Here is a 23,574-nt window from a genome sequence, read left to right on the forward strand (position 1 = left end):
CAGAAAATGCTTGCCAAAACTTTGATTGTCGACTTTACTAACAAACATGCTGGTCGACGAAGGACGGCGCTCCACCGCGAGCGATCACGGCTCGGTCCCACGGGATCGGGGCATGGTTCCCGGGCGCGCCCTGCGCCCGCGCGGCAAGGTCCTCCCTGAGCACGCCCGCAACCACAACCGTTCGCTCGTGCTGCAGACGCTGTATCACGCAGGCCAGGTGAGCAGGGCGGACATCGCCCGCGAGACCGGCCTCACCAGGGTCACTATCTCCGACCTCGTCAGCGACCTGATCGCCGAGGGCCTGGTGATCGAACTGGGCCAGCGCGACGACGCCCGCCCTGGCAAGCCCGCCGTGCTCCTCGACATGAACAGGGCGGCCACGCAGATCGTCGGCGTCGACCTCAGCGAGCACTCGGCTTTCCGCGGCGCGGTGCTCGACATCGACGGAACGATCCTCGCAACGGCGGAGGTTCCCCTCGCCGGAAGCCACGGAGACGAGGCCGTCGCCAAGGTGCTCGCCCTGGTCGACCGGCTGGTCGGAATGACCACCGCCCCCATCCTGGGCGTCGGCATCGGCTCGCCTGGCATCGTCGACGCGTCGGGAACCGTTGTCGCCGCCCCGAACCTCGGCTGGATCGACCGTCCGCTGCAGACCGTGATCGAGGACCACACCGGCCTCCCGGTGTTCGTCGCGAACGACGCGAACGTCGCCGTGCTCGCCGAACACGGCTTCGGTGGCGCCCAGGGCGACATGATGCTCGTCAAGATCGGCCACGGTGTCGGTTCTGGACTGCTCGTCGCCGGTGCCCTCGTGCTCGGCAGCCGGTTCGCCGCTGGTGAGATCGGCCAGGTGATGGTCGGGACCGACGACGGCTCCGAGGGCCCATACGACAGGGAGAAATGCCTGGAGGCGTGGCTCGCCGTTCCACGGCTCGAATCGCGCGTCGCGGCAGCGGCGCTCTCCGGGGAGCCCGTCCATCAGGTGCTCCGCGAGGCCGGGCAGAGGCTCGGCGTCGCGCTCGCCCCCATCGTCGGGGCGCTGAACCTGTCGGAGGTCGTGCTGAGCGGCCCGGAGGAACTCCTTGACGGCGCGCTGATCGACGCGGTGGGGGAGACGCTCCGCAACCGAACGATGGCGGGGTTCCACTCCGATGCCACACTCAGGATGACCACGCAGGGCCGGGACATCGTCGTCCGCGGGTGCGTCGTCATGGTCATGTCTGCGCAGCTCGGGGTGTCCTGATGACCCTCGTGCTCGACCGGGCTGCTGAGCCGGACGCGATCGCCAGGTCGTTCGCCTTCTCGAAGCACGCGCTGGATGCGCTCCCCGCGTTCCACGGGCGCTGCACGGTCGTGCGGCTCGCCACGGCGGACAACGAGGTGCTCGGTGTCCCGCGCTGGTCGACGCTCGCCGAGGCGTTCGCCGTGCAGGACTCCAGCGTCGGCCGACTCTGGGAGAGCAACCCCGTCGTGTCGGCCGGTCAGGGCGACGATCCGCATCTGGTCCTGGCGACCAGGTCTCCGGTGGTGATCGTCGGGATCGACAACGAGCGGTTCGCCTGGGTGCGCGCCGTCGTCGACGCGGTGCGTGCATCCTGCCGGTCGGTTCTCGTCGTCGACCTCGGCCACGGCCTCACCGGACACGAATACGCGGACATCGCGACCTTCGGCTACGACAGGGCGAGGGGCGCCGCCCTTCTGGACCTGCTGACGTAGGGACCGCCAAGCGCAGGGTCACCCCATCGGGGTGACGTGAAGCGCAGTGAGGCGTTCCATACTGGTGAGACTTCGGCGAAGGAGCACCCATGGCACCGCCCTCAGAACAGTCATCGGAGCCCGGCATCAGCGTGGGCCCCACCAGCGAGTTCAGCCTCTTCTTCCGCGTCAAAGAAGGAATGGGCGCCTCCCTGCGGGCCGCGTTGAGCGACCTGATGGACACGGACGGCTACCGGCCGGGCGACTACGGGATGGCCGTATCGACTATTCACGAGGCTCGGTTCGTGCTCTTCGACGACGACACCCGGCTGGCCTTCATCACCAGCTTCGACGGGCCGTGGGACTCTTACATGGAGGACTTCTTCAACTCGGGTCCGACGCTGGCGCTCTTCGATGTGATCTTCACCCACACGGAGGGCTATGACGGCCTTCCGGACCTCGCCGCCGAGAAGGCGTTCATCCTCGGCGCCCAGCAGAGCGCAGCGGCATACGCCCGCAACTACGGCGGAACCGTGAAAGAGATCCGCAAGGCGCAGCGCGTGAACGCGGCCTTCCAGCGCGTGCTCGACCACCCGGACGCAGCGACGGCTCTCGCGCATCCCGCACTGCAACCGCTCCTCGACGAGGCAGGGGACTGACGCCTGTGTCGGACCACATCTCCGGGCCGAGGGCGCTCGCCAACTCGATCGCCGACATCACGGATGTCTTCGCCTTCCCGAGCCCGGAGAGCCCGGGACGCCTCGTTGTCGTCATGAACACGCTGCCGTTCGCGAAGGTCACCAACGCGCTGTCAGAGGGCCTCATCTACCGCTTCCGGATCAGGCCGCTCACGGCAGAGCCGGCAGGGAGCCGGCCACCGTTCAGTGCCGGCCCTGAGCACGGCGCCCAGGAATTCGTGTTCGACTGCGTCTTCTCCCCGCCGATCGTCCACGACTCCGAGCCCTTCGAGCAGGAGGGGACGTGCATCACACCCTCCGGTGAGACAGTCCCGTTCCGAGTCAACGACGAAGGCGGCGGCTCCGGACACGGCGTGCGCGTTTTCGCAGGCGCGCGGTGGGACCCGTTCATCCTGGACGCTCCGGCGGCGCTCAAGACCGTCGCGACCGGCCAGCTCGCCTTCGCGGAACTCGGTGCGATCTACATGGACGGCAAGAACATCCTCGGACTCGTCGTCGAGATCGACACCGCCCTGCTCGGAGGAGCGACGCTGGTCGGCGTCGTCGCCGAGACGCTGACGCGCGGCACGTTCAACGTGCGCATCGAGAGGGTCGGGCGGCCCGAGGTGAAGAACCTGATCCTCGCGGCGAAGCAGTTCGATCCGGTCAATCAGGATCTCGAGATCCGCGACCTCTACAACATGGAGGACGCGTTCCACATCCAGCACGGCTACGAGGGCGCGTACCGGGCTCGGCTCAACGCCAACCTCGCGTTCTGGGACGGCCTCGACGGCAACACAGACTGGCCGGTGACCGACGGCGTCCACCCGCTGACCGAGCTGGTGCTCGCCGACTATCTGGTCGTCGACGTCACCAAGCCGTACCAGGAGAAGGGATCGTTCCTTGAAATCGAGCTCGCCTCGCTCGACGGCAAGGACCACGAGACCAGCGGCGGCCGTGCGATCAACGACGACGTCATGGACGTCTTCTTCACGACCCTCATCAACGCAGGCGACGGGCCCATCATCCGCGACGGGGTCGACAAATCGTCCAGACCGGCGACTCAGACCTTTCCATACCTGTCCGCCCCCAACCCCGATCCGCCCGACAAGCCTGAACATCACTGATCGTGAGCACGTCCGACAGCGTGACCCTTGAGCTCGCCGATATTCAAAGCGGCGCGTTGCATGAGCGTCCGTCGCCGTACGTCGGCGCCTACCTGATGCTCCGGATTGACGATCCCGCCGCTGGGCGAGAACTCGTCCGGCGACTGGTGTCGCTCGTGGACTCCGGCGTGCCGGCGCCCGACCCCGCCGACGACACGTGGATCACCGTGGCGTTCACGTACAACGGCCTCAGGGCGCTCGGGGTGCCGCAGGCCTCGCTCGACAGCTTCACGCCGGAGTTCCGCGAAGGGATGGCCGCTCGCGCGGCGATTCTGGGAGACGTCGGCGAGAGCGCTCCGGAGAACTGGGAGAAGCCGCTCGGCACACCGGACGTCCACATCGCGATCGCCGTGCTGTCCAAAGATCTGCCCAGCCTCGACGCCGTCGCCGAGCGGGCTCGCCGTGCCCACGAGGAACTGCCGGGCATCACGGTCGTCTGGCGGCAGGACTGCTATCAGCTCCCCACGGGACGGACTTCGTTCGGCTTCAAGGACGGCATCGGCCAGCCGTCGGTCGAGGGCAGCGGCAGGCCGGCATCCAACCCGCACAAGCGCCCGCTCAAGGCGGGTAAGATCATCCTCGGCTACCCGGACGAGACGGGCGAGCTGCCCCCGATGCCGACTCCGGACGTCCTGGGCAGAAACGGCACGTACGTCGTCTTCCGCAAGCTGCACACGAAGGTCGCCGCCTACCGGCAGTATCTCCGCGCGAAGGCCGCGGATCGCGCGGAGGAAGCACTGCTCGGCGCGAAGATGGTGGGGCGCTGGCAGGACGGAACCCCTCTGGCGCTCTCGCCGCAGCACGGCGACCCGGAACTCGGTGGCGACCCGCGCCGCAACAACGACTTCCGCTATGGCGACGACCCCCGCGGCTTCAAGTGCCCGGTGGGCGCGCACGCCCGCCGCGCGAATCCGCGTGACGCCCTCGACGGCGACGGCAGCGTCGACACCCGCCTGCACCGCATGATCCGGCGCGGGACGAGCTACGGTCCGGAACTTCCCGAGGGGGTGCTGGAGGACGACGGCGCCGACCGCGGCATCATCTTCGTCTTCGCCGGCGCCCACATCAAACGTCAGTTCGAGTTCGTCAAGACCCAGTGGCTGAACGACGGGATCTTCATCGGCGCCCCCGGCGAAGCCGACCCCATCGTCGGCCCCGTCTCCGGCACGACCACCTTCACCATTCCGCAGCGCCCGATCCGACGCAGGCTGCAGGAGGTGCCGCCCTTCGTGGTCACCCGCGGCGGCGAATACTTCTTCGCTCCGAGCCTGTCTGCGCTGCGCTGGCTGGCGGAACTTCCGGAAGCCGCACCGATCGAGGAGAGCCATGACCGCACCATCTGAAGGCACCGACCGCTGGGACTCCCTCGACTTCGCTCCGCCCGCCGCCGACGCTGTTGAGCCGGAATCCTCCGTGCTGCTGGAATATCGGGACGACGACCGGATCGCGGTGATCACGCTCAACCGGCCGCACGCCGACAACGCGATCACCACCGAGATGGGCGCTCGCCTCACCGCGACCGTCGAGACGATCGCCGTCCGCACGAACGTTCGTGTCGTCGTCCTGACCGGTGCAGGGGACCGCGCGTTCTCGGTCGGCAGCGACCTGCGACAGCGAAACGCGATGACCAAGGAGGAGTGGCTCCGCCAGCGCCAGGCCTTCGATCGCACCCTGTACACCGTGAGGCAGCTGCGCAAGCCGCTCTTCGCGGCCGTCAACGGGATCGCCTACGGCGGCGGATGCGAACTCGCCCAGAGCTGCGACTTCATCATCGCCTCCGACAACGCGACCTTCGGCCAGCCGGAGGCGATGATCGGACTCTCGGCCGGGGGCGGATCGCCGGTGTTCCTGCCGCGCCTGCTCGGACGAGGGCGAGCACTGCAGCTGCTTATGACGGGCGACCCGATCACCGCCGCCGACGCGTACCGGCTCGGCATGGTCAACGAGCTCCACAGCCAGAGCGAGCTGGCGGGCGCCGCCCAGCGGATCGCACGGAAGATCGCGGGCAACTCGCCGACGGCGGTCCAGGCGGTCAAACGCGCCGTACAGCTCGGGGAGGGGCAACCGGTGGAGCAGGCCATCGCGATCATGATGGACGCGCACTGGCGTTCGGCTATCCATCCCGACCGCGCCGAAGGCATCGGCGCGTTCAACGACGACCGCGATCCGGTGTTCCGAGACGCGGACTTCTGACCACTGAACGAGGAGGATCCGTCATGGCGATCACCGACGATCTCGACGCTTCGCGCGCCGCTTTGCAGCTGATCAACCCCGCCCCATACAACGCAGAAGCGCCGCCTGCAGCGCTCGTCACCGAGATCACTCCCACCGAGTTCCACTATGTCCGCAGCAACTTCGCGGTGCCGGACCACGACGGAACGCTCGAGATCGGGGGAGCGGTGGCCCATCCACTGTCGTTGACGCTCGACGATCTGCGGGCCAGGCCGGCGCACGAGTGGGCGGTCACGCTCGAGTGCGCCGGAAACGGGCGATTGGAGATGCGTCCGCTGCCCACGGGAGAGCCGTGGGGCGACTACGCCGTGTCGACCGCCCGCTGGAAGGGCGCCCTGCTGCACGAGGTGCTGGCCGAGGCCGGCCCGGTCGCCGAGGGCGTGGACGTGCGGTTCGAGGGCGCCGACCACGGCCCGTACCATCTCAACCCGGTGCTCGCCGACACCGACAGGAACGACCTGGGCTTCGTGCGCGCCCTGCCGCTGGCCACGGCCACCGATCCGGGCGCCGACATCCTCATCGCCTACGAGATGAACGGCGAGCCTCTCGGCCTGGACCACGGGGCGCCTTTCCGGCTCGTCGTTCCGCACTGGTACGCCGTGGCCTCCGTCAAGTGGCTCAAGCGGATCGACGTGCTGACCGAGTTGTTCGCGGGCGAGTTCCAGACCGGCCACTACATGTACGAGTGGGCGGACCGGCCACCGGAGCGCGTCGACATCATGCGCGTCCGAGCGCGGATGACCGAGCCGGCCGCCGGGTCCACCATCGCCGCCGGGCCGTGCACGGTGCGGGGCAAAGCCTGGTCCGGCTCAAGCCCGGTGACGCGCGTCGAGGTCAGTCTGACCGGCGCGGGCGAGTGGTACGAAGCCGACCTTCAACCCGCGACCGGCCCATACCAGTGGCAGGAATGGTCGTACGACTGGGCAGCCACCGACATCGGCCGCCACACGGTGCGGGTCAGGGCCACCGACGCCGCCGGGAACGTGCAGCCGGAAGTCCCGCCGTGGAACCGGCTCGGCTACGGGAACAACGCCGTCGAGGTGGTCTACGTCGACGTCACCTGAGTCGGGGGATCCTTCGTGAGCGCTGCAGCGTCGGCCCGGATCTCCCGGGCGCGAGCGATCAGGCACGCCCTCACCGGCCGCGAATGGATGTCCGTGGCCACGATGGCCGGCGTCGTCATCGGCCTGCACGTCGTCGGCTGGGGGGTCCTGGCCTGGATGGTGGCCCCGCAGAACCTCCAGCTGGGCGCAGGACAGAGCTTCGGGATCGGGCTCGGCGTGACCGCGTACATCCTCGGACTGCGGCACGCCTTCGACGCCGACCACATCGCGGCCATCGACAACACCACGCGCAAGCTCATGGACGCCGCCCACCGGCCGCTCTCGGTGGGGTTCTGGTTCTCGCTCGGACATTCCAGCATCGTGTTCGGGCTCTGCGTTCTCCTCGCATCCGGTGTCAGGGCGCTGGCGGCTCAGGTCGATTCCGGCGCGTCCACCCTCCACAGTGTTCTCGCCGTGATCGGCACCGGCGTCTCCGGGGTGTTCCTCTGGATCATCGGAATCCTCAATCTGCTCGCCCTGGCGGGCATCCTCAAAGGGTTCCGGCGTCTGCGATGCGGCGACGGCGACGACGACGCTCCTGACACCCGGATGCACAGCCGAGGCTTGCTGACCATGATCTTCGGCCGGGCGACCCGTGTCATCACCAAGCCGTGGCAGATGTACGTGGTCGGACTGCTGTTCGGGCTGGGGTTCGACACGGCCACCGAGGTGAGCCTGCTCGTGCTCGCCGGCGGCGCCGCGGCGTTCGCGCTTCCCTGGTACGCGATCCTGACCCTGCCGATCCTGTTCGCGGCGGGGATGAGCCTGCTCGACTCCATCGACGGCTGCTTCATGAACTTCGCATACGGCTGGGCCTTCGCCCACCCGGTCAGGAAGATCTACTACAACCTGGTCGTCACCGCGCTGTCGGTCTCTGTGGCCCTGCTCATCGGCACGATCGAACTCGTGTCGATCGTGGCCGACCAAGCGGGTATCACGACGGGCCCGCTGGCGGCCATCGGCCGGCTGAACCTCAACGATGCCGGCTATCTCGTCGTCGCCGTCTTCGTCCTCGTCTGGCTGCTCGCGGTGACGATCTGGAAGTACGGACGCATCGAAGAAAGATGGTCGCCCTCCGTCGGCGGCCAGGAGGACTCGCCGTAGGGAGGTGCGCCTAGAGCGCCCAGCTCACCCCGAGGGTCGACTGCATGGCGTGCTGCGCCGCTCCCCGGAACGGCTGTTCCAGGGCGATCTTGGCGTAGCGGAAGCTGAGCGGCATCGCGGCACGGACGGTGTGCCGCGCCGCCTCGGCCCGTAGGTGCCCGATGAACTCGTCGCCGAGTTTCGGCGCTGCCCCGCCGAGCACAACGTTCGGCACGTCGAGGGCGGCGCCGACCAGCAGCAGCGCCCTGGCGAGCGCACGGGCGCCCGCCGCGATGCGCTCCCTGGACTCCGGCGTCGCCGCGAGGCCCGTGACGTCGACGGACTCCAGGTCGGCCCCGTGCGGGAGCCCGAGCAGGGACGTGACCGACACGACCTCTTCCAGGCAGCCACGGTTGCCGCACGGGCAGAGCGGCGCGTCCGGGCCGAACAGCACGGGGACGTGGCCGATCTCTCCCGCGCGGTGGGCTGCTCCGGCGAGCACGGTGCCGTCGACGATGAACGCCGCCCCGACACCGGTGCTCAGCGAGACGAACATCTGATTCGCGCCGAACTGGTCGGACGTGGAGTAGTCGGCGATGGCTTCGGCGTCCGCGTCGTTGACGAGGTGCACGGGCGCGTCGACGATGCCGCTGAGCGCAGCACCGAGGTCGAGGTCGGTCCAGCCGAGCTGCACGGACTCCCGGATGAGTGGGCCGTCCGCGATCCCAGGCACCTGGAGGCCGACGGCCACGACCCTCGCCGTGGTGGAAGAGGCGAGCTTGCGGACGACGGCCTGCACGTCCTCCACGGCGCCGGGCGCGGACGGGCGTTGCGAGACGGTGGAGAGCTCGACGCCGAGCAGGTTCACGACGGCGCCGCGCACGAGGCCCGGCTGCACGATCACCGATAGCAGCACGTGCCGCTCCTGGTCGACCTGCAGGGTCGTCGCCCGTTTGCCTCCCGTGCTCTCCGCCCGCTGGCCCTCCAGGACGAGCCCGTCGGCGATCAGTCCGGCGAGCAGGGAGGAGACGGTGGCGGAGGTCAGTCCTGTGCGCCTGGCGATGCCCGCGCGGGTCGCGGTCCCTCCGCCGGAGACGACGAGTTGCAACGCGCTCCTGACGTTGCGCTCACGGACGGCGGCCTGCGTCGCCTTGCTGTGATCGTCTGCCACCGTTTGTCCGCTCCCTGTGCGCAGTTCCGTGCGCGCGTTGCTGTCTGCTGTCGACCATAGCGAATCGGGAGGTGTCGGCGGATGATGGACAGCATGGGTTATGGATTGATGCTGGTGGATGTGCAACGCAACATGCTCGACGGCGAGACAGCGATCGAGGGTGCCGCGGCCTTCCGGGAGACGATGTCCGGCCTGCTGGCGCGCGCGAGGCAGGCGCGCATCCCGATCGTCCACGTACAGAACGACGGCGAAGCGGGCGACCCTGACGAGCCGGGAACGCCGGGATGGGAGTTCGTCTTCCGCCCGCTTCCTGGCGAGCCTGTGGTGCGCAAAGACGTGACGAACACTTTCGAGTCGAACCCGGCGCTGGCGGACGTGCTGCACGCGATGGGCGTCTCGACGCTGATCGTCGCTGGTCTGCAGAGCGAATACTGCGTCCAGTCGACGGCCCTCGGCGCGCTGGAGCGCGGCTTCGAGGTGATCGTGCCTGCCGACGGTCACGCGACATACGACGACGGCGAGTCCGCAGCGGAGATCAGCGAGCGGGTGGCGATCGAACTCGCGGCGGAGGGCGTGACGATCGTGGACCTGGTCGAGGTCCGGTTCGACTGATGCTGCTCCACGACTGACTGTGACCCGGATGGCGGTGCGGTGTGGCGACGGTCGATCACTACAAGGTCCTCGGGGTGGCTCCGACCGCTTCGCAGGCCGAGCTGAAAGCGGCGTACACGCGTCTGGCCCGCCAGGTGCATCCCGATCTCGGCGGTTCGAGCGAACTGTTCATCCTGGTGCAGGAGGCCTGGGAGGTGCTGGGCGACCCGCGCCGCAGGGCGGCGTACGACGCGGGGAGACAGGCGGGGGCAGCAGGGCACTCCGGATGGGCTGGCAACGGCGACCGGCAGCGTGAACAGGCGGAGCGCGAGGCCCGCAACCGCGCCGCGCGGGTCAGGCCGTACATCGTCGCCGTCGAGAGCCTGGAACGGGAGTACCGCGACTATCACGAGGACGATCAGGTTCCGCTGCGGACCGTGCTCGGCTGGAGGGCCGCCGACAAGACGGCGTTCCACGCCGTCGTCGTGTTCTGGGCGGCGCTGACCGTGGCGTTCTGCTCGTTCATCTCCACGAATATCGCCAGCGGCGGCGACTCGGAGTTCGTCGTGCTGGTGATCGCGGCCTTCGTCGGCCTCGCGCTGGCCGCCGTCATCGGGAGCATCCGGTTCGTCGTCCTCGGGATCATCCGCGCGAGGCGGTTGAACGCCAACCGCAGGGTCGGGGTCACGCCGAACGAGTTGTGCGACGAATACCTGCGCACGCTGTAGCCGTTAGGACGGGAGCCGGAGCTGGCGCAGCGAAGCGTCGTGTTCAGAGCGTCGCTTCCATCACTGTCATCTCGGGATGCTCGCTGTTCTGCCCGACGGCGGAGAACCCGAGCGAGACGTACGTGCGGATCGCCACGGCGTTGGCGGAGATCACGTTCAGACTGAGTGCGCTCACGCCCTCGTCGCGTGCGGCCTCCATCGCGGCGGAGACGAGGCTGCGCCCGTGACCGTGTCCACGCGCCGCCGGGTCGAGGAGGACGCGGGCGAGGCGACCCGTCGCCGGTCCGGTTCTGACGAGCTCGATGTGGCCGACGGCGGTGCCGGGGTCTGAGGCGAGGTGGGCCGTCCACGGCGTCACGCCCTCCGCAGTCAGCCAGCTCGTGAGAGTGGCGTCGGTGAGCGGCCAGTGCCGTCTGGCCCCCGCGAAGAGGTAGACGTCGTCCTCGGTCGGCGCCCAGGAGCGCAGAGCGGGGAAGTCGGCGACGTCGAAGGGTCTCAGCACGAGCATGACACTCATATTAGTGAGTTGTTACGAATGTAACAATCACATTAACAACTTGCGAAACTGTATCAAACGGTACAAGTATGAACCCACCGAGTAACGCACCATGGTGCCGACAAGTGAGGTAGTCAATGAAGAGAAGCACTCGCATTGCCGTAGGAGCGCTGGTGAGCGCGGCCGCCCTGGTCCTCGCAGGCTGCAGCGCAAGCGGAACAGGCTCGACCACAGCATCTGCGAAAGGCGGCGATCTCGTGATCGCCCGCCCGGCCGACGCCGTGTCCATGAACAACACCACCACGTTCGACAACCCGTCGATCTTCACCTTCGAGCAGATCATGGAACCGCTCTTCACCGTCAGCAACGACGGCAAGACGGTCAAGCCGTGGCTCGCCACCGGATACACGGTGTCCCCGGACAAGCTCACATACACGATCAAGCTCCGCTCCGGTGTGAAGTTCTCGAACGGCACGCCCGTCACCGCCGACGACGTGAAATTCTCGATCGACGCCGACACGGCGACCGCCGACACCGGCTGGGGGTACATCAACGCCGCCATCGGCTCCGTCTCCGTGGTGGACAAGGCGACCGTCGACGTCAAGCTCAAGTACGCCTGGGCTCCGCTGATCGCCGACCTGTCGCTGTTCAGCAACGCGATCGTCCCCGCCAACTACGGCGGCAAGACCGCTGACGAGTTCTACCAGGCTCCCGTCGGCACCGGGCCCTTCAAGTGGGGCGAGTGGAAGAAGGGTCAGTCCCTCAAGCTCGTCAAGAACACGAACTACTGGCAGAAGGACAAGCCGTCGCTCGACAGCGTCACCTGGAACGTCGTGCCGGACGCGAACACCCGCAAGCTCCAGCTGCAAGGCGGCCAGATCGACATCGACGACACGCCGGACTGGTCGAGCTTCGACTCGCTGAAGAGCTCCCGGGGATCGTGGCCCACGCCTTCCCGTCCACCCAGATCGACTACGTCGCCTTCAACCAGCAGCGTGCTCCGTACAACGACGAGCACATCCGTCGTGCCATCGCTTACTCGATCGACAGGCAGTCGCTCGTGAAGGCCGTGCTCTTCGGGAACGGCACGGCGGCGAACTCGCTGCTCTCGCCCGGCACCCCGTTCTACGACAAGAACGCCAACGGTCCGGCATACGATCCGGCGAAGGCCAAGTCGGAGCTGGCGCTGTCGTCGAAGCCGAACGGCTTCAGCACCAGCCTGCTCATCCGTTCCGGTGATGCCAACCAGGCGTCCGTCGCGCAGATCCTCCAGTCAGAGCTCAAGAAGCTCGGGATCACCGTCGAGATCAAGCAGCTCGACCCGACCGCCAACAAGCAGGCGAGACTCAAGTCGGACTTCGACATGACCCTGTCGGCCTGGACCATGGACATCCCAGACCCCGACGAGTGGACGACGTTCGCCGTCGACCCGAACGGCGGCGCCAAGTCCGCGTTCACGTACTACGACAACCCGGCGGTGGTGCAGCTCAACAAGCAGGCGCAGCAGGAGATCGACCCGACCAAGCGTCAGGAGCTCTACAACAAGCTGCAGGAGCTGACCGGCCAGGATGCGTTCCTCGCGTACACGTACTACTCCCCGTATGCATACGCCACGACCGACAAAATCAAGGGCTTCGCAGTGACCCCTCTCGGCAACTACCACGTCGAAGACATCACCAAGTCCAAGTAAGACCGGAGGCGGGGTGCTCTGTGCGACGCCCCGCCTCCCGACCTGCCCGACCAGACCCGACCTCATCTCCGGGAGGTGAACCATGATCCAGCGCCTTCGCTTCGTGCCGGCCAGACTGCTGCAAGCGGTCCCCGTGATCTTCGGTGTGACCCTGCTCGTCTTCTTCATGGCGCACCTCCTGCCCGGCGATCCCGCCGTGGCGATCCTCGGAGAGCACGCCACGGCGGCGCGGGTCACCGAGCTGCGCAAGCAGCTCGGGCTCGACCAGCCGATCTGGACCCAGTACTTCCTCTTCCTCGGACGCCTGGTTCAGGGCAACCTCGGCACCAGCCTGACGTATCAGCAGCCGGTGTCCGGGCTGGTGCTCGCGGCCATCCCCGTCACTTTGTCGCTGCTGTTCTTCGCCGTGGTGCTGTGTCTCGTCATCAGCATCCCGCTCGCGGGGATCGCGGCGACGGCGCCAGGCAAGGGCCGCGACCTCGGGGTGCGCATCTACACTCTGCTCGGCCAGGGGATGCCGCAGTTCTGGGTGGGCATCATGCTCATCCTGCTGTTCGCGGTCAACCTCAAGATCTTCCCGGTCGGCGGCTTCGGCGACACCCCGCTCGACCACGTCTACTATCTGGCGCTCCCCGCGCTGACCATGGCGATCGCGATGTCGCCGACGATCATCCGCAGCCTGCGGTCGTCCACCATCAACGTCCTCGGCTCCGAGTACGTCGCCACCGCTCGCTCCAAGGGCGCGGGAGGGATGCCGCTGTTCCGCGGGCACGTGCTGCGCAATGCGGCGATCCCGACGGTCTCGATCCTCGGCGTCAACCTCGGCTATCTGGTCGGCGGTTCGCTCGTGATCGAGAAGGTGTTCGCGCTGCCGGGGCTCGGCTCCCTGATGATCAACGCGATCTTCACCCGCGACTTCCCGACGATTCAGGCGGTCGCGCTGTTCGTTGCACTGTTCGTGGTGATCGTCGGCATCCTGACCGATGTCGTCTATACGGTGCTCGACCCGCGGGTCGACCTCAGCTCGAAGGTGGCAGCATGAGCACGCCGACCGCCGTCCTCGACGGCTACCAGACCAGGCGCAGGACGGCCAGGTCGCGCGTCCTGAAGCCGTGGTATCGCAACGGCTCGCTGATGGCCGGCCTCGGGGTGATCGGCTTCCTGGTGCTCGTCGCCATCTTCGCCCCGGTGATCTCTCCGTACGACCCGATCAAGCAGGACCTGCAGAACGCGCTCGCCTCTCCCGGCGCCGCCCACTGGCTCGGCACGGACAAGTACGGCAGGGATGTGCTCTCCCGCCTGATCTGGGGCGCGCGCGTCGACCTGCGCATCGGATTCCTCGCCGTCATCATCCCGTTCGTCGTCGGCTCCGTCCTCGGCGGCCTGGCCGGCTACTTCGGCGGCTGGTTCGACACCATCGTGATGCGGATCGTCGACATCTTCTTCGCGTTCCCGTTCTACGTGATGGTGATCGTGCTGGTCTTCGTGCTCGGCTCCGGCGAGGCGAGCATCTATCTCGCCATCGCGGCCGTCTCGTGGGTGTCGTACGCGAAGATCGTGCGCGGCGAAGTGCTGGTGGCCAAGAAACAGGACTGGGTGACCGCGGCCAAACTCGGCGGCATGTCGGATGCGCGCATCCTGACCAGGCACATCGGCCCGAACGTGCTGTCGCAGGCCATCATCTACGGCACGAGCGACGTGGTCATGGACATCATGGCGATCGTCACGCTCGGCTACCTCGGGCTCGGCATCGCCCCTCCGACCCCGGAGTGGGGCTCGATGATCCTCGACGGCCAGGAGTTCATCACCACGCACTGGATGCAGGCGACCATCCCCGGTCTCGTCGTCGTCCTGGTCAGCCTCGGGATGTCGTGGCTCGGCGACGGCCTCTCCGATCTGCTCAACCCGGAAAGGCGGAAGTGACGTGACAGACACCATCCTCGACGTCGCCAACCTCACGCTCGGCGTCCGCAACGGAAACCAACCGCCGACGGTGATCGTCGACGACGTGTCGTTCCGGATCGCGCGCGGCGAGCGGTTCGGCATCGTCGGCGAGTCCGGCTCAGGCAAATCGATGACGCTGCGGAGCATCGTCGGACTGCTCCCGCGCGGCGTCGAGATCCTGAGCGGATCCCTGCGCTACGGCGACACCGAGCTGACCAGCACCACCGGAGCGGCCAGGCGCGCCTTGATGGGCCCGGAGATCGCGATGATCTTCCAGGAGCCGATGACCGCCCTCAACCCCGTGCTGCGCGTCGGCGACCAGATCGCGGAAGGATCGCGCCGTCACCTCGGCCTGTCCAAGGCGGAGGCGTGGGACCTCGCGGTCACGATGATGGCCAAGACGGGCATCCCCGACCCGGCCAGGCGGGCGCGGGCGTACCCGCACGAACTCTCCGGCGGCCTCCGGCAGCGCGTGATGATCGCCATGGCGCTCTCCTGCAAGCCGAAACTGCTGCTCTGCGACGAACCGACGACCGCCCTCGACGTGACCGTGCAGCACCAGGTGCTCCGGCTGCTGGAGGAGCTCTGCGAGGAGGTCGGCGCCTCCCTGCTGTTCGTGACGCACGACCTCGCCGTCGTCAACCAGACCTGCGACGAGCTGGCCGTGATGTACGCGGGCCGCATCGTGGAGCGGGGGAGCGTCGAACGCGTCTTCCGCAGGCCGGAGCACCCGTACACCGCCGGCCTGCTCGCCTCCGCGCCGGACTTCGACCAGCCGGACCGCGCGCTCGTCGCCATCCCCGGCTTCCCGCCGAACCTGGCGCGCCGCACGCAGGGCTGTGCCTTCGCGCCACGCTGTGCGTTCGCGCAGGAGCACTGCCACACGGCGTCCCCGGCACTCGACGAGCACGAGCCGGGCCACGCATCGGCGTGCTTCGAAGTGGACAGACTGCTGGAGGTGACGGCGTGACCGATCTGCAGGTGCGCGAGAACACGGAGATCCTCCGTGTCGCGAACATCTCCAAGACCTACGACCTCGGCGGCAGGATGCCGTGGTCGCGTGGCCCCGGATCGACCCTCACCGCGCTCGACGGCGTCGACCTCGACCTGCGCAGAGGCGAGATCCTCGCGCTCGTCGGCGAGTCCGGCTCCGGCAAGTCGACGCTGGCGAAGATCCTCGTCGGCAGCCTCACCCCCACGACGGGCAGCCTCGACTGGGATGCGCCGGGCGACGCCCAGCGCGGCCGTCACGCCGCCCGCAGGGTGCAGATGGTCTTCCAGGACCCGTACTCGTCGCTGAACCCGAGGCTCAGCGTGCGCGCCATGCTCAGCGAACTGCTGCTGCTGCACCGCATCGTTCCGCGCTCGGAGGTCACGGCAGAGTGCCTCAGGCTGCTCAATCAGGTCGGCCTCGACGCCGATGCACTCGACGCGTACCCCAGCCAGTTCTCCGGCGGCCAGCGGCAGAGGCTCGCCATCGCGCGGGCGCTCGCCGTGCGGCCGGACGTCCTGATCGCCGACGAACCCGTCTCCGCTCTCGACGTGTCCGTGCAGGCGACGATCCTCGACCTCTTCGCGACGCTGCAGAAGGAGCTCGGGCTGAGCATCCTGTTCATCGCGCACAACCTCGCTGTCGTGCAGCACCTCAGCCAGCGGGTCGCCGTGATGTACCTCGGCCGTATCGTCGAGGTCGCCGATACCGCCGAACTGTTCTCGAACCCCCGCCACCCGTACACCAGGGCGCTGATCGACTCCATCCCGCGGATGAACCCCGGCAGCAGGAACAGCAAGCCGATCATCGACGGGGAGCCGCCCAGCCCGTTCGACGTTCCGGCCGGATGCCGGTTCAGCCCCCGCTGCGCGTTCGCGTCGGAGGAGTGCACCATCGTCGATCCTCAACTGACAGCGGTGGCGACCGACCACAGCGCCGCCTGCATCAAGTCCGTGGCACTACCGAGCATCGCCCCGACCGGCGAATAGAAGGAGAATCAATGAAGGTCTGGATATCGTTCGACATGGAAGGTGTCGCCGGCATCGTCGACTGGGACCAGTGCCGCCCGGGAAGCGGCGCCTCGTACACCCTCGGCTGCGAACTGCTGCAGGACGAGGTCAACGCCGCGATCACCGGAGCCATCGCGGGAGGCGCGACGGAGATCGTCCTGAACGACTCGCACAGCCGTATGGCGAACCTCGACCCGCGGAAGATCGCGGGGGAGGCCAAATACCTGGCAGGCCGCCACAAGCCGCGCTACATGATGCAGGGCCTCGACGAGACGTTCGACGCGATCTTCTTCGTCGGCTACCACGGTTCCATCTCCGGCCGCCCGTCCACTCTCTCGCACACCTACAACCCCGAGGTGTTCACCAGGGCGGCCGTCAATGGCGTCGAGGTGGGGGAGAGCGGCATCAACGCGCTCGTCGCCGAGCACTTCGGAGTGCCGATCGCCTTCCTGTCTGGGGATGCGGTGGTCCAGGAGGAGACGCGCCCGTTCGCACCGGATGCGGTCACCGTCACCACTAAGGAGTCGATCACCCGCTTCAGCGCGCTGAACCTGCACCCTGCCGAGTCCTGCCGTCTCATCGAGGCGGGCGCGAAGCAGGCGATGGAGGCCGTCGCAGCTGGGCACGTCGCCGGAACCGGGATCACTGCGCCCGCGACGCTCGACCTGGAGTTCCAGACGGGAGACATGGCCGAGGTCGCCACGTGGGCGCGCGGTGCGGAGCGCACGGCGGAGCGCGCTGTGCGCATCCAGGGCGACGACCTGCTCGCGATGTTCGAGTCGTTCGTCGCCGTCAACTACATCACCCGTCAGGCGGGTGGCCGCTGATGCCGACCACGATCATCGACGTCGCTCCCGGCGACGACGGCTACGCACTCGTGCTCCACGGCGGGGCGGGCGGGCGCATCGAAGAGCTCTCCCTCGAAGCGCAGGGCGACTACCAGCGCGGTCTTTCCGAGGCGCACGCGGCAGGCGCCGCCGTCCTCGACGCCGGCGGCTCCGCCTTGGACGCCGTCTGCGAGACCGTGCGGCACCTGGAAGACAACCCGCTGTTCAACGCGGGCAGGGGAGCAGCGCTCACAGCCTCCGGTGCTGCCGAACTCGACGCCTGCGTGATGACGGGCGACGGCCGCGCAGGAGCGGTCGCCGTCTCGCGCACGGCGAAGAACCCGGTGTTCCTCGCCAAGGCCGTGCTGGAGGGGTCCGACCACGTGCTGCTCGTCTCCCCGCGCGACGAGCAGGTGCTGGAGTGGGGCCTCGAACAGGTGAGCCCCGACTACTTCGTGACCCCGGCCAGGCAGCTGCAGCTCACGAACGTGCAGGCCAAGCGCCTGGAGGCCTCCCGCCACGGGACAGTCGGCGCCGTCGCCGTCGACAGGAGCGGCCGCGTCGCTGCGGCGACCTCGACCGGCGGCATGGTCAACCAGCGCGACGGACGCGTCGGTGACACCCCGATCGTCGGCGCAGGCACATACGCCCGCGACGGTGTGGTGGCCGTGTCGTGCACGGGAGAGGGCGAATCGTTCATCGAGGGCGTCGTCTCGCACGACATCTCCTCCAGGATGCGCTACACCGGCGCCGACCTCGCCGCCGCCGTCGCAGCGACCATCGAGACCGAGCTGGACAGCAGGGGAGCAAGCGGCGGCATCATCGCCGTCGGGGCGGACGGCCGCGTCGTCGTCGCCCACAACTCCCCGGCCATGTTCGCCGCATACCGCACTCCGTCCGAGCTCGTCGCTCTGACGTAATACTGAGAGCACACGCGACGAGCTTCCACTGGAGGAACCCCATGACACCGATCAAAGACGAGATCTTCGCCAGGATGGACGAGCTGAGCCCGGCCGAGCGCAAAGCCGCCCGTGCCCTGCTCGCCGACTATCCGAGCGCCGGTCTCGCAAGCGCGGCGTCCCTGGCCCGCACAGCGGGGACGAGCACGCCGACGGTGCTGCGGCTGATTTCGCGGCTGGAGATCGGCGGCTTCGCCGAGTTCCAGGCGCGGTTGCGCTCTGAGGTGTCCCACCAGCTCAACGCGCCGGTGACCAGGGCGCAGCAGGTGTCGCCTCCCGGAACAGAGGAGGGCGTGTTCCGGCGGTCAGTCGCTCAGCGTGCGCGGCTGGTCGACCGGCTGTACGCGACGATCCCTCCCGCAGAGTTCGAGAGGGCGGTCGCAGCGCTCGGAGCCAAGCCCAAGTCCGTGCTGCTCTCCGGCGGCTACTTCTCCCGCCACCTTGCGGATGTCCTGGCGATGCAGCTGGACCAGCTCATCCCTGGCGTGGAGTACGCACCGGAGCCGCTCGGCCGCGACATCGGCAAGTACCTGGCGCTCAAGAAGGACTCTGTCGCGATCATCTTCGATCTGCGCAGGTACGAGCTGACGAGCAAGCAGGTCGCGGAGCTCGCCCGTGAGCAGGGCGCGACGGTGATCGTCATCACCGACGAGTTCCTCTCGCCGAGTGCCGAGGACGCCGACATCGTCCTCCCCGTGGCGGTCGAGGGCATCCCCTTCGACTCGTTCGCCGGCCTCATGGTGCTCATCGAGGCGCTCGTCGAGGGCGTCTTCCACGAGGTGGGTGAGCGGGCGATCCGCCGGATGAGCGCGTGGGAGGAGAAGGTGCACATCCATCGCTCCTTCCGGGCGAGCGAATATCAGAATCGACAGGACGGACACAGCAGTGACGGGTGATGAGAACGAGTTCGACGGCCTGACCGCCGTGGTGACGGGCACGGCGCAGGGGATCGGGCAGGCCATCGCGGCCGAGCTCGAGCGCGGAGGGGCGACCGTCTTCGGCGTGGACCGCGACACAGTCGACCTCTCCAACACGGCGGAGGCGACGGCGTATTTCGCCTCCCTGCCCGCCGTCGACATCCTGGTCAACAACGCGGGAGGGGTCACCGGTCAGACGCACACCCCGATCGACGAGCTCGACGATAGCGACTGGTTCGCGGTGCTCGACGCCAACCTGCAGACCACCTTCCAGAGCACCAGGGCCGCGGCCGGCCGGATGAAGGAGCAGGGCTTCGGCCGCATCGTCACCATTTCGTCCGGCGCAGGCCGCAGCGTGAGCCTCACCGGCATCCAGGCGTACACGACGGCCAAGGCGGCGCAGATCGGTTTCACCAGGCAGCTCGCGCACGAGCTCGGCCCGTTCGGGATCACCGTCAACTGCATCGCGCCGGGGTTCGTCCTCTCGAACCCATCGTCGCGCGCCCAGTGGGAGAGCTACGGGGAGGACGGCCAGCGTGCCCTGGTCGAGAAGATCGCGACCCGCAGGGTCGGCGAGCCGTTCGACATCGCGCGCGGCGTCCGGTTCTTCGCAGCGCCGAGCGCCGGCTGGATCAGCGGGCAGACCCTCTCGATCGACGGCGGGCACTCGCTGTTCTGATCCGCGTTCCGACGCGCCCGTTTCCCGTCCCACCCTCAGACCGAACCCAAGGACTCCCGTGAACGACAGTTCCACCGCGGCCTCCGCCGCCCTCGCCGATCTCGGTCGGCAGTACTTCACCACCCAGCACACCTTCGACCCGTACAGCGCGACGCTGCTCGGCATCCAGGACTTCGACCACCTCAGCAACGACCCGTCCGTCGAGGCGAGCGAGCAGGCTGCCGCCGACTTCCGTGCCATCGCGGCCGACCTCGACCGGCTGCCGACGGACGGACTGTCGGAGGCCGAGCTGATCGACCACCAGGTGCTCGGCACGCTCACCTGGGGCGCCGAACGGGATGCGCACCACGCCCAGTGGGCCACGAACGCCTCGGCGAAGAGCTACGTGAGCAGGCAGGCGCTGATCTTCCAGGCGCTCCCGGCGATGACGATCCTGGATGCCGACGGCGGCGACCGCTACCTCGCCAGGCTGAACGGCGTCGCGGCGTCGCTCACCGCGCTCGGCGACCGCTACGCCGTCGAGGCGGCCCGCGGCAGGATCGCGCCGCAGGTGGGCATCCAGCACGCCGTGCAGCAGCTGACCGGATACGCCGCCCTCCCGCTCGACCAGGATGTGCTGCTCAAGCCGACCGCGAGCACAGCGGGTGCGGCGGTGCGGGAGCGTGCGCAGCGGATCGTCGCCGACAGCATCCGGCCCGCCATGCTCGCCCTCGCCGACCGGATGCGCGACGAGCTGCTTCCCGGAGCCAGGGACGACGCGCACGTCGGCATCCTGAACGTGCCGGGCGGTGAGGGCATCTACGCCGACAGTGTTCGCCGCCACACGACCACGTCGCTGGATGCCGCGAGCATCCACCAGCTGGGGCTCGACATCATCGCCGAGCAGCGGGAGAGCTGGCAGGTGCTCGGCCTGAGCGCGCTCGGCACCAGCGACTTTGACGAGATCCGCCGGCGGCTGCGCGACGACCCTGCGCTCCGGTTCGAGACGCGCGAGCAGATCATCGGCGTCGCGGAGGCTGCGCTGGCGAGGGCGGAGGCAGCGCGCTCGCTCGCGTTCCCGCACGTCGACATCCCGTCCTGCGTGATCGAGGAGATCAACCCGATCGACGCCGAGCACGCCGCGCTCGCGTACTACCGCCCTCCGGCGGCCGACGGAAGCCGCCCGGGAGCGCACTGCCTGCTGACCACCGACCCGTCGAGCAGGTACTCGTATGAGTACGAGGCGCTCGCGTTCCACGAGTCGACCCCCGGCCACCACCTGCAGCTCGCGACGGCTCAGACCCTCGACATCCCGCGCTACCGCCGCTACCTCGACACGGAGCTCTGCGGATTCATCGAGGGCTGGGGGCTCTACGCGGAGAAGCTCGCGGACGAGCTCGGCCTGTATACCGACGACCTTCAGCGGCTCGGGATGCTCTCCTTCTCCTCGCTGCGCGCCTGCCGCCTGGTGATCGACACGGGCATCCACCACTTCGGCTGGTCGAGGGAGCGCGCGATGCGGTTCATGTGGGACAACACGGTCACCACAGAGGCGAACGTCCGCAACGAGGTCGACAGGTACATCGCCTGGCCGGGCCAGGCCCTCGCATACATGATCGGCCGTCAGGAGATCGTGCGGCTCCGCTCGGAGGCGGAGCGCACGCTCGGCGACCGCTTCACCCTCCCCGGTTTCCACGGCGTCGTGCTCGGAAACGGCGCCGTCCCCCTGTCCGTCCTGGCCGGCGCCGTGCAGCGCTGGCAGGCGGGCGTTATCAGCGAGAAAGGTCACGCATGAACGTCACGATCAATGGCTGCAGGCTCAACGTCGAGGTCTTCGGCCCGGAGGACGGGCCGGTGCTCATCGCCCACCACGGCGGCGGCGGCATCGGCTCGCTCGCGGAGCCGCGGGCGACGTTCGGTCCCCTCGCCGACCGGTTCCGCGTCATCGTCTTCGACGCGCGCGGCTGCGGTCTGAGCGAGGGCATCCCTCCGTATTCGCACGAGCAGTGGGCGGCGGACGTCGACGCGATCCGCGAGTGGGCTGGCGTGGAGAAGGTGGTCGTCGCCGGTGGTTCGTACGGCGGCTTCATCGCCCTCGAGTACGCGGTCGCGTATCCGGAGCACGTGTCGGCGATCATCCTGCGCGACACGTCGGCCGATGGAAGCAACCTCGCCTTGGCCTTCGAGAACGCGCGCAACCAGGATCGGGTGGAGATCAACTGGGACAATTTCAACAGGTACTGGGGCGGCGAGATCCACGACGACGCCGACCTGAAGGCGTGCTGGGCGGAGCTCATCCCGCTGTACGACTTCGACTACGACGCCGAGAAGTCTGCCGCCCGCGTCGAGGCAGGCATCTACCGGCACGAGTCGCACAACTGGTGCTTCCAGCAGAACTGGCCGATCTACGACGTCAAACCGGCGCTGCCGGCTGTCACGGTGCCGACGCTGGTCACGGTCGGCCGCAAAGACTGGGTGACGCCGGTCAGCGCCTCTGAGACCATCGCACGCCTCATCCCCGGCGCAGAGCTCGTGATCTTCGAGAAATCGGGACACTCGCCGCAGGTCGAGGAAGCCGAGGAGTTCCAGCGTGTGCTGCGCGCGTTCGCCGACCGCGCTGTTCCCGTGGCGGAGGTCGTCCGATGAGGATGCACATCATCGGTGCGGGGGCGATCGGCGGCACCATCGGCGCCCTGATGACCGTCGACGGCCACGACGTCACGCTCTGCGACGCCGACGCCGCCCACGTGGAGGCGATCAATCGCGACGGGCTGCGCATCGAGGGTCCCGTCAACCAGCTCACGGTGCGCGTGCCCGCGATCCTCCCCGACGAACTGCCGCCCACCATCGACCGCGCCATCGTCGCCGTCAAGAGCCACCACACGCGATCTGTCGCCGACCTCCTCGCGCCCCGGCTGTCCGCGGACGGCTACGTCCTCACAGTTCAGAACGGTCTCACCGCCGACATCCTCACCGGAGCGCTCGGCGCCGACAGGGTCGTGTCGAGCTTCGTCAACTTCGGTGCGGATGTGATGGGGCCGGGTCGCATCATGCAGGGCAACATCGCAACCTTCCGGGTGGGTGAACTCGGTGGCGGCAGCATCACGCCACGCGTCCAGGACCTCGCGGATGCGCTGCCGTACGCCGAGGCGACGGACAACGTCCTCGGCTACCTGTGGGGCAAGGAGGCATACGGCGCGATGCTGTGGGCCGGTGCGGTCTCCGATCTCTCCATCGCCGACTCCCTCGAAGACCCCCGGTATCGTCCGGTGATGATCGCCATCGCGCGCGAGGTGCTGGCACAAGCGCCCGTGCGGGTGGAGAGCTTCGACGGCTTCGTGCCGGACGACCTCGACGGCTCCCTCGACCGTCTGGCCGCCTTCAACCGCCGAAGCGCGAAGACCCACAGCGGCATCTACCGCGACCTCACCGTGCGCAAACGCAAAACCGAGATCGACGAGATGCTCCGCGACATCGACGGCCCGATCTTCCGCAAGGTCGGCGACCTCATCCACGACATCGAGAACGGCGACCGCGTCTGCGAGGTCGCGAACCTCGACGAGCTCGCGGCGTTCGTGGCCGCCCGCTCAGCCGGGTAACCGCGTCGCGCACGCCCTTTCTGGCAGTATCGGAGGC

The 23,574-nt window shown here is 68.3% G+C and carries 23 protein-coding genes and 1 pseudogene; 22 read left to right on the forward strand and 2 right to left on the reverse strand.

Going from position 1 to position 23,574, the window contains the following annotated elements:
• Positions 1-46 precede the first annotated feature (46 nt).
• The 8 genes from AC37TH_RS18420 to nicT all read left to right on the forward strand — a co-directional run bounded on the left by AC37TH_RS18420 (position 47) and on the right by nicT (position 7,977).
• Complete coding sequence (locus AC37TH_RS18420) at positions 47-1,243, forward strand: ROK family transcriptional regulator (protein WP_490765792.1); 1,197 nt, start codon at positions 47-49, stop codon at positions 1,241-1,243.
• Positions 1,243-1,716, forward strand: coding sequence for a hypothetical protein (locus AC37TH_RS18425; protein WP_490765793.1), 474 nt, complete (start codon positions 1,243-1,245; stop codon positions 1,714-1,716). The genes AC37TH_RS18420 and AC37TH_RS18425 overlap by 1 nt, the downstream gene beginning before the upstream one ends.
• A gap of 89 nt (positions 1,717-1,805) precedes the next feature.
• Positions 1,806-2,354, forward strand: a complete 549-nt coding sequence (locus tag AC37TH_RS18430) for a hypothetical protein (protein WP_490765794.1) — start codon at positions 1,806-1,808, stop codon at positions 2,352-2,354.
• A gap of 5 nt (positions 2,355-2,359) precedes the next feature.
• Entirely contained in the window at positions 2,360-3,499 is a 1,140-nt protein-coding gene (locus AC37TH_RS18435; protein ID WP_490765795.1) for a DUF4331 family protein, read from the forward strand.
• A 2-nt stretch (positions 3,500-3,501) separates the two neighbouring features.
• Entirely contained in the window at positions 3,502-4,881 is a 1,380-nt protein-coding gene (locus AC37TH_RS18440; protein WP_490765796.1) for a Dyp-type peroxidase, read from the forward strand.
• Positions 4,865-5,731, forward strand: coding sequence for an enoyl-CoA hydratase/isomerase family protein (locus tag AC37TH_RS18445; RefSeq protein ID WP_490765797.1), 867 nt, complete (start codon positions 4,865-4,867; stop codon positions 5,729-5,731). Before AC37TH_RS18440 ends, AC37TH_RS18445 begins: the two co-directional genes overlap by 17 nt.
• A 23-nt stretch (positions 5,732-5,754) precedes the next feature.
• On the forward strand, positions 5,755-6,834 hold the full coding sequence (locus AC37TH_RS18450; RefSeq protein ID WP_490765798.1) for a sulfite oxidase: 1,080 nt from the start codon (positions 5,755-5,757) through the stop codon (positions 6,832-6,834).
• A 15-nt stretch (positions 6,835-6,849) separates the two neighbouring features.
• On the forward strand, positions 6,850-7,977 hold the full coding sequence (gene nicT, locus AC37TH_RS18455; RefSeq protein WP_490765799.1) for a Nickel transporter NicT: 1,128 nt from the start codon (positions 6,850-6,852) through the stop codon (positions 7,975-7,977).
• Between the two features lie 10 nt (positions 7,978-7,987).
• On the opposite strand, the gene AC37TH_RS18460 is transcribed toward nicT, so the two are convergent.
• On the reverse strand, positions 7,988-9,127 hold the full coding sequence (locus AC37TH_RS18460; protein ID WP_490765800.1) for an ROK family transcriptional regulator: 1,140 nt from the start codon (positions 9,125-9,127) through the stop codon (positions 7,988-7,990).
• A 93-nt stretch (positions 9,128-9,220) separates the two neighbouring features.
• Here AC37TH_RS18460 and AC37TH_RS18465 point away from each other — a divergent pair, with 93 nt between their 5' ends.
• Positions 9,221-9,739, forward strand: a complete 519-nt coding sequence (locus AC37TH_RS18465; protein ID WP_490765801.1) for an isochorismatase family protein — start codon at positions 9,221-9,223, stop codon at positions 9,737-9,739.
• Between the two features lie 41 nt (positions 9,740-9,780).
• A complete protein-coding gene (locus tag AC37TH_RS18470) occupies positions 9,781-10,446 on the forward strand; it encodes a J domain-containing protein (protein WP_490765802.1) in 666 nt (221 codons plus the stop codon).
• 43 nt (positions 10,447-10,489) lie between these two features.
• Here the strand turns inward: AC37TH_RS18470 and AC37TH_RS18475 are convergent, their stop codons facing one another.
• Positions 10,490-10,954, reverse strand: a complete 465-nt coding sequence (locus AC37TH_RS18475) for a GNAT family N-acetyltransferase (RefSeq protein WP_490765803.1) — start codon at positions 10,952-10,954, stop codon at positions 10,490-10,492.
• A gap of 329 nt (positions 10,955-11,283) precedes the next feature.
• Here AC37TH_RS18475 and AC37TH_RS18480 point away from each other — a divergent pair.
• The 12 genes and pseudogenes from AC37TH_RS18480 to AC37TH_RS18535 all read left to right on the forward strand — a co-directional run bounded on the left by AC37TH_RS18480 (position 11,284) and on the right by AC37TH_RS18535 (position 23,537).
• Positions 11,284-12,632 (forward strand): annotated as a pseudogene (locus AC37TH_RS18480) (ABC transporter substrate-binding protein).
• 82 nt (positions 12,633-12,714) lie between these two features.
• A complete protein-coding gene (locus tag AC37TH_RS18485) occupies positions 12,715-13,674 on the forward strand; it encodes an ABC transporter permease (RefSeq protein WP_490765804.1) in 960 nt (319 codons plus the stop codon).
• Complete coding sequence (locus tag AC37TH_RS18490; RefSeq protein ID WP_490765805.1) at positions 13,671-14,555, forward strand: ABC transporter permease; 885 nt, start codon at positions 13,671-13,673, stop codon at positions 14,553-14,555. Before AC37TH_RS18485 ends, AC37TH_RS18490 begins: the two co-directional genes overlap by 4 nt.
• A 1-nt stretch (position 14,556) precedes the next feature.
• Positions 14,557-15,546 carry an ABC transporter ATP-binding protein gene (locus AC37TH_RS18495; protein WP_490765806.1) on the forward strand — a complete coding sequence of 330 codons (990 nt, stop codon included), beginning with the start codon at positions 14,557-14,559 and terminating at the stop codon, positions 15,544-15,546.
• The gene (locus AC37TH_RS18500; protein ID WP_490765807.1) at positions 15,543-16,556 is read left to right on the forward strand and encodes an ABC transporter ATP-binding protein; all 1,014 of its coding nucleotides are present in this window, start codon (positions 15,543-15,545) and stop codon (positions 16,554-16,556) included. Before AC37TH_RS18495 ends, AC37TH_RS18500 begins: the two co-directional genes overlap by 4 nt.
• An 11-nt stretch (positions 16,557-16,567) precedes the next feature.
• Positions 16,568-17,404 (forward strand): M55 family metallopeptidase, encoded by an 837-nt coding sequence (locus AC37TH_RS18505; protein WP_490765808.1) that lies wholly within the window; start codon positions 16,568-16,570, stop codon positions 17,402-17,404.
• Positions 17,404-18,324, forward strand: coding sequence for an isoaspartyl peptidase/L-asparaginase family protein (locus AC37TH_RS18510; protein WP_490765809.1), 921 nt, complete (start codon positions 17,404-17,406; stop codon positions 18,322-18,324). Before AC37TH_RS18505 ends, AC37TH_RS18510 begins: the two co-directional genes overlap by 1 nt.
• Positions 18,325-18,365: 41 nt before the next feature.
• Entirely contained in the window at positions 18,366-19,259 is an 894-nt protein-coding gene (locus tag AC37TH_RS18515; protein WP_490765810.1) for a MurR/RpiR family transcriptional regulator, read from the forward strand.
• Positions 19,249-19,959 (forward strand): SDR family NAD(P)-dependent oxidoreductase, encoded by a 711-nt coding sequence (locus tag AC37TH_RS18520; RefSeq protein WP_490765811.1) that lies wholly within the window; start codon positions 19,249-19,251, stop codon positions 19,957-19,959. Before AC37TH_RS18515 ends, AC37TH_RS18520 begins: the two co-directional genes overlap by 11 nt.
• Before the next feature lie 58 nt (positions 19,960-20,017).
• Positions 20,018-21,733 (forward strand): DUF885 domain-containing protein, encoded by a 1,716-nt coding sequence (locus AC37TH_RS18525; RefSeq protein WP_490765812.1) that lies wholly within the window; start codon positions 20,018-20,020, stop codon positions 21,731-21,733.
• Positions 21,730-22,584, forward strand: a complete 855-nt coding sequence (locus AC37TH_RS18530) for an alpha/beta fold hydrolase (RefSeq protein WP_490765813.1) — start codon at positions 21,730-21,732, stop codon at positions 22,582-22,584. The genes AC37TH_RS18525 and AC37TH_RS18530 overlap by 4 nt, the downstream gene beginning before the upstream one ends.
• Positions 22,581-23,537, forward strand: a complete 957-nt coding sequence (locus AC37TH_RS18535; protein ID WP_490765814.1) for a ketopantoate reductase family protein — start codon at positions 22,581-22,583, stop codon at positions 23,535-23,537. The genes AC37TH_RS18530 and AC37TH_RS18535 overlap by 4 nt, the downstream gene beginning before the upstream one ends.
• The last annotated feature ends 37 nt before the right edge of the window (positions 23,538-23,574 follow it).

The organism is Leifsonia sp. McL0627 (assembly GCF_058244615.1).

Excerpts from the sequence above, each read along its gene's own strand:
- AC37TH_RS18510 (WP_490765809.1), top strand. The coding sequence starts at position 17,404 with ATGCCGACCACGATCATCGACGTCGCTCCCGGCGACGACGGCTACGCA.
- AC37TH_RS18430 (WP_490765794.1), top strand. The coding sequence starts at position 1,806 with ATGGCACCGCCCTCAGAACAGTCATCGGAGCCCGGCATCAGCGTGGGC.
- AC37TH_RS18485 (WP_490765804.1), top strand. The coding sequence starts at position 12,715 with ATGATCCAGCGCCTTCGCTTCGTGCCGGCCAGACTGCTGCAAGCGGTC.
- AC37TH_RS18425 (WP_490765793.1), top strand. The coding sequence starts at position 1,243 with ATGACCCTCGTGCTCGACCGGGCTGCTGAGCCGGACGCGATCGCCAGG.
- AC37TH_RS18505 (WP_490765808.1), top strand. The coding sequence starts at position 16,568 with ATGAAGGTCTGGATATCGTTCGACATGGAAGGTGTCGCCGGCATCGTC.
- AC37TH_RS18475 (WP_490765803.1), bottom strand. The coding sequence starts at position 10,954 with ATGCTCGTGCTGAGACCCTTCGACGTCGCCGACTTCCCCGCTCTGCGC.
- AC37TH_RS18450 (WP_490765798.1), top strand. The coding sequence starts at position 5,755 with ATGGCGATCACCGACGATCTCGACGCTTCGCGCGCCGCTTTGCAGCTG.
- AC37TH_RS18465 (WP_490765801.1), top strand. The coding sequence starts at position 9,221 with ATGGGTTATGGATTGATGCTGGTGGATGTGCAACGCAACATGCTCGAC.
- AC37TH_RS18530 (WP_490765813.1), top strand. The coding sequence starts at position 21,730 with ATGAACGTCACGATCAATGGCTGCAGGCTCAACGTCGAGGTCTTCGGC.
- AC37TH_RS18490 (WP_490765805.1), top strand. The coding sequence starts at position 13,671 with ATGAGCACGCCGACCGCCGTCCTCGACGGCTACCAGACCAGGCGCAGG.
- AC37TH_RS18420 (WP_490765792.1), top strand. The coding sequence starts at position 47 with ATGCTGGTCGACGAAGGACGGCGCTCCACCGCGAGCGATCACGGCTCG.
- AC37TH_RS18535 (WP_490765814.1), top strand. The coding sequence starts at position 22,581 with ATGAGGATGCACATCATCGGTGCGGGGGCGATCGGCGGCACCATCGGC.
- AC37TH_RS18515 (WP_490765810.1), top strand. The coding sequence starts at position 18,366 with ATGACACCGATCAAAGACGAGATCTTCGCCAGGATGGACGAGCTGAGC.
- AC37TH_RS18445 (WP_490765797.1), top strand. The coding sequence starts at position 4,865 with ATGACCGCACCATCTGAAGGCACCGACCGCTGGGACTCCCTCGACTTC.